At 69.6% G+C, this 5,212-nt stretch carries 4 protein-coding genes; 2 read left to right on the forward strand and 2 right to left on the reverse strand.

Going from position 1 to position 5,212, the window contains the following annotated elements; translation table 11 throughout:
- Positions 1–151: 151 nt before the first annotated feature.
- Positions 152–775, reverse strand: a complete 624-nt coding sequence (locus ACFV9G_RS29470; RefSeq protein ID WP_378732970.1) for a malonic semialdehyde reductase — start codon at positions 773–775, stop codon at positions 152–154.
- 93 nt (positions 776–868) lie between these two features.
- On the opposite strand from ACFV9G_RS29470, the gene ACFV9G_RS29475 reads away from it, so the two are divergent.
- Positions 869–1,222 (forward strand): winged helix-turn-helix transcriptional regulator, encoded by a 354-nt coding sequence (locus ACFV9G_RS29475; protein WP_378732972.1) that lies wholly within the window; start codon positions 869–871, stop codon positions 1,220–1,222.
- Between the two features lie 61 nt (positions 1,223–1,283).
- Here the strand turns inward: ACFV9G_RS29475 and ACFV9G_RS29480 are convergent, their stop codons facing one another.
- Positions 1,284–3,629: an esterase-like activity of phytase family protein gene (locus tag ACFV9G_RS29480; protein ID WP_378732975.1), complete on the reverse strand. Its 2,346-nt coding sequence runs from the start codon at positions 3,627–3,629 to the stop codon at positions 1,284–1,286.
- Positions 3,630–3,852: 223 nt separating this feature from the next.
- Here ACFV9G_RS29480 and eno point away from each other — a divergent pair, with 223 nt between their 5' ends.
- Positions 3,853–5,130 (forward strand): phosphopyruvate hydratase, encoded by a 1,278-nt coding sequence (gene eno, locus ACFV9G_RS29485; RefSeq protein WP_091050554.1) that lies wholly within the window; start codon positions 3,853–3,855, stop codon positions 5,128–5,130.
- Positions 5,131–5,212 lie beyond the last annotated feature (82 nt).

The raw sequence follows: 5,212 nt of genomic DNA on the forward strand, positions 1-5,212 counted from the left end.
TGTGGGTGGTGGCCATCGTCCAAAATTTACTCTGGTATCACTTAATTCACTTAATAATTCCACCCGTTATCCCCCCCCCGCTTACAGGTAAGCAAGACGCCCTCGCCTGTGGTTCGGGCGGGCGAGCGCTTCGGATGTCCAGCTCAGCGGGTCAGGCCCACTTGACGGCGGCCTCGGTCTCGACTCGGGGGAGCCGGTCGAACCACGGGTTCTCGCCCGGGTGACCGATGTTGACGATCATCTTGGCGGTCCAGCCACCGTCGGGGAAGAACTCCTTGTCGACGCCCGCGGTGTCGTAGCCCGCGATCGGGCCGGCGGCCAAGCCGGCGGCGCGGACGGCGAGGATGAAGGCACCGGCCTGCAGGCCGGCGGACCAGCCACCGGCGCCATGGCGAGCGGTCTCGTCGCCCTCGAAGTAGTCCTTCATCTCGGGGCGGATCGGGAAGACGTTCGGGATCTCCTCGTGCCAGTTGTTGTCGTAGGCGACGATCGCGGTCGCCGGGGCGGCCTTGGTCTTCTCGACGTTGCCCTCGGCGATGTGGGGGAGGAGGCGCTCCTTGCCCTCTCCCGTGCGCACGAACACGACCCGCAGCGGCTGGGTGTTGGCCATCGTCGGGGTCCAGCGGGTGAGCTCCCAGACGTCGGCGAGCTCGTCGTCGGTGACGGGCGTCTCGGCGAAGGTGTTGGACGTCCGGGCACCCGTGAAGACGATCTGGCGGCCGCGGTCGTCCAGCTTCTCGAGGGTGGTGGTCTCCAGGGCAGTGGTCTCGGTCATGTCGCTCTGAACTCCGTGGCTACTAGGAATATTCCGGTTACTACGAAAATAGTAGTTCCTCAGGATTCAGGCAACTCCTGTACGCTGGGACGTATGCCTGCGACGAAGCCCGCCCACGATCCGCAGGTGTGCAATGCCGCGCTCGTGCGGGCCTTCGACTTCCTCGGCAAGCGCTGGAACGGCGTGATCCTCGGCAGCCTGACCCAGGGCCCGCTCGGCTTCGCGGAGCTCAAGCGGGCGGTGGCGGGGATCAGCGACTCGATGCTCTCCGAGCGGCTCAGCGAGCTGGCCGGGCTGGGCCTGCTCGCCCGCGAGGTCGACCCCGGCCCGCCGGTGGCGGTCCGCTACGCGCTCACCGGATCCGGTGCCGCGCTCGCGCCGACCCTCGGCGCGCTCACCGAGTGGGCAGGCACGCATCTGCCGGCCGGGGAGTGCTCCGAGGACTGACCGGTCCACGAACGACACCGGCCCGCCACCGAACGGTGACGGGCCGGCCTGACGAGGATGCTCAGCGTTTGAACGCCTTGCCGAGGTCGAGGAAGACCGTCTCCCCGGTGGCGTCCGCGAGGCCGTCGTTGTCGGTGACCGCGTAGGCGTGCCCGTCGGCACCGATGGTGAAGCCTTCGAGCTTCTCCTGGGTCCATCCGTTGGTGGCCCGCAGCGCAGGCAGCAGGTCGTACGCCAGGCGCTTGCGCAGCGGCTTCACGGGCGTGATCCCGGTGACCCCGCTGCGAGGCAGGTCGACGGTGTAGACCCGCTTGACCGCCGCGGTGGGGCCGTTCTGCTTGTCGCGCTCGATGGCGGCGAGGGTGTCCTCGCCGACGACGGTGATCTCGGACAGGCCGAGCCAGTCACCGGCCACCGAGGTCGACTCCAGGCCGTAGCCGAACCACTCCCACTGGCCCGTTGCCGGGGTGTAGCGACCGATCCGGGCGGTGCTCGCGCCGTCGACGCCGGGCTTCTTCGCGGTCGAGTCGGCCCACAGCGGGCGCTGGAGCGCGACGTACACCTTCTCTGAGCGGCCCTTCCCGGTCACCGTCACACCCTCGAGACCCCACTTGCCGACCTTCTCGGCGATCTCCGTGGGCAGTGGGACGGTCTCGGTGATCCGGCCGTCGCGGTCGAGGCGGAGCAGCGCGTTGCCGGCACCGATCGCACCCTCGCTCGCCACCCAGAAGCCACCGCCGCGGCGAGCGGCCAGGCCCTCGATGTCGAGCCCCTCCGCGACCTCCCCGGAGGAGTCGGTGACCTCGAGCACGTCGCGGATCACGGCCGGCGAGCGGTCGACGGCGAGCGTGTAGATCCGGCCGGTGGCGTAGGCGGCGTCGCTGGCGGCGTAGAGCTTGCCGGGCTCGCCGGGCACCTTCGAGAGCGCACCCAGCGCACCCCAGCCGATCGGCTTGCCCTTCGTCGAGGCCGATTCCACGGTGGGGAACGACGACGACCTTCGACCGAACCCGTAGAGCGAGACCGACGCCCGCACCAGTTCCTCGGCCGAGTCCTCCTCCGAGGAGATCGCCAGCAGGTTGCGCGACGGGATCGGCAGCAGCCCCTCCGGACCGTTCGTCGCCGGCAGCACCTGCTCGAGCTTCGGCGAAGAGGGGGTACGCATGTCGTAGACGGCCACGAAGTTGCTGCGCTCGGAGCCCACGAAGGCGTACGGGACGCCGCCGAAGGTCTCGAAGGCGAGCCCCTCGGGCTCCGTGCCCTTCTTGGCGGCGCGGTCGTTGTTGTGCAGCCCGTACTTCGTGGCGAGGTCCTCGAAGGTGGATCCGGCGTCCCAGACCACCTCGCCGGTCGCGGCGCGGAACACGGTCCAGCCGCGGCTGCCGCCCTTCCAGTCGCCCTCGTTGGCGGTCGCGACGAGACCGCGGCCGACCCACTGGATCGAGTCGGGCTCGCGGGGGACATCGATGGTGTCCACCGGGTCGAAGAGCCCGTTCTTGCTCGTGTCCACCCCGGCGACGACCGCGTTCCCGGCGCTCCACACCGTCTCGACGGTCGCGGACGGAAGGTCGATGATCGCGACGCCGTTGTTCTCCTGCAGCGTGAGCGCGAGCTGGTTGTCGGCGTTGATGTCGACGTACTCCGGCTCCGCGTCCTCCGGCGTGTCCAGCCCGTCGAGCAACGAGGCGGGCAGCGCCACGTCGGTGATCGACCACTCGGCCGGCCCGCCGTCGAGGCCGACGATCGTGACCGATCCGGCCGGTGCCTGAGGCAGGTCGCCCTCCTCGCCACCGGCAGGGGTGACGGCCTCGTTGCGCTGGTTCTCCATCGCGATCGCGGCGTACGTCCCGTCGGGGCTGACCGCGATCGAGTCGGGTTGACCGCCCAGGTCGTAGGAGGCGACCTCGTCGTGCGGGGCGGCCAGCGAGATCACGTCGATCCGCCCGTCGCGGGTGCCGACGGCAGGCTCCTCGTCCTCCCACTCGGTGTCCTCGAGGCCGGGGTAGGTCGACTCGTCGACGACGACGAGCGCGTAATCGCCCACGATCGAGACCGATGTCGGCGAGCCGCCCTTTCCGCCGGAGACGTCGTGGCTGCCGAGGCCCTTCGGGGCCGACGGCTTGGTGATGTCCAGGAAGCCGATCCGGCCGCCGAGCGCATCGGTGTAGGCCAGCGTCTTCCCGTCCTCCGAGACGGATGAGATCTCGGCGACGGTGGGGTCGGCCGGGTCCACCCCGGCAGGTACGTTCTGGAAGACCGGGTAGGTCGCGAGCCGGCTGAACTCGCCGTGCCGGTCGGGGCCGGCGACGGCGGTGCCGCCGAGGACGGTCACCATCGAGACGCCCAAGCCCCCGATGGCCAGGACGCCGATGCCGGCCAGCGTGAGTCGGTTGTGCAGGAGTTGCATGTCGGGGTTCCTCTCGGAAAATCATTACCGGGACGAACGATCTCGGCGACACTCCGCGCCGAGGCATCACGTACGTTGCGACCGACCGACTCCCGGGTGAACAGCAGGTGGGCAACCCCGGCCGCACCCCTACTGTCCGGTTAACGTTCCAATCGCCAGGCCCATCCGGCCGAGTAATAGGCTGACGGACGACACCCCGTCCCTGAGACCCAGGAGTAGTTCAGTGGCATCGATCGACGCCGTAGGCGCCCGCGAGATCCTCGATTCGCGAGGCAACCCGACTGTCGAAGTTGAGGTCGTCCTCGACGACGGCACCTTCGCACGCGCCCAGGTCCCCAGTGGCGCCTCGACCGGAGCCTTCGAGGCCGTCGAGCTGCGTGACGGCGGCGAGCGCTACGGCGGCAAGGGCGTGCAGAACGCCGTGACCGCCGTCGTGGAGACCCTCGCGCCCGCGATCGAGGGCTTCGACGCCGACGACCAGCGCGCCATCGACCAGGCGATGATCGAGGCCGACGCGACCCCCAACAAGGCCAAGGCCGGCGCTAACGCGATCCTCGGCGTCTCGCTCGCCGTCGCGAAGGCCGCTGCCGACTCGGCGGGCCTCTCGCTCTTCCGCTACGTCGGTGGCCCCAACGCCCACGTGCTCCCGGTCCCGATGCTCAACATCCTCAACGGAGGCTCCCACGCGGACTCCAACGTGGACATCCAGGAGTTCATGATCGCGCCGATCGGCGCCCCGACCTTCGCCGAGGCGCTGCGCACCGGAGCCGAGGTCTACCACGCCCTCAAGTCCGTGCTGAAGGAGAAGGGCCTGGCCACCGGGCTCGGCGACGAGGGTGGCTTCGCGCCCAACCTCGAGTCCAACCGGGCCGCCCTCGACCTGATCGCCGAGGCGATCGGCAAGGCCGGCTACGAGCTCGGCAAGGACGTCGTGCTGGCACTGGACGTGGCAGCGAGCGAGTTCTACGAGGACGGTGCGTACCTCTTCGAGGGCGCCAAGAAGACCGCCGAGGAGATGACCGCCTACTACGCGGAGCTCGTCGCGGCCTACCCGATCGTCTCCATCGAGGACCCCCTCGACGAGGAGGACTGGGACGGCTGGAAGGCGATCACCGACGCCATCGGCGACAAGACCCAGCTCGTCGGCGACGACCTGTTCGTCACCAACGTCGAGCGCCTCGCCCGCGGCATCGAGGGCGGTCAGGGCAACGCGCTGCTGGTCAAGGTCAACCAGATCGGCACGCTCACCGAGACCCTCGACGCCGTCGACATGGCCCACCGCGCCGGCTTCAAGACGATGATGTCCCACCGCTCCGGCGAGACCGAGGACACCACCATCGCCGACCTCGCCGTTGCCGTCGGCTCCGGCCAGATCAAGACCGGCGCCCCGGCCCGCTCCGAGCGCGTCGCGAAATACAACCAGCTCCTCCGCATCGAGGACGAGCTCGGCGAGGCCGCCCGCTACGCCGGCGCCTCCGCCTTCCCGCGCTACCAGGCCTGACACCAGCGCCGAGTCGGCGCATCCTGACACGCTTTCCTGCCGAGTCGGCGCGTTAGAACGCGCCGACTCGGCAGGCTTGCGG

This window comes from Nocardioides sp. NPDC059952 (assembly GCF_042730435.1).
Taxonomy (GTDB): Bacteria; Actinomycetota; Actinomycetes; order Propionibacteriales; family Nocardioidaceae; genus Nocardioides.

Coding starts and splice junctions, on each gene's coding strand:
- ACFV9G_RS29475 (WP_378732972.1), top strand. CDS start 869: ATGCCTGCGACGAAGCCCGCCCACGATCCGCAGGTGTGCAATGCCGCG.
- ACFV9G_RS29480 (WP_378732975.1), bottom strand. CDS start 3,629: ATGCAACTCCTGCACAACCGACTCACGCTGGCCGGCATCGGCGTCCTG.
- ACFV9G_RS29470 (WP_378732970.1), bottom strand. CDS start 775: ATGACCGAGACCACTGCCCTGGAGACCACCACCCTCGAGAAGCTGGAC.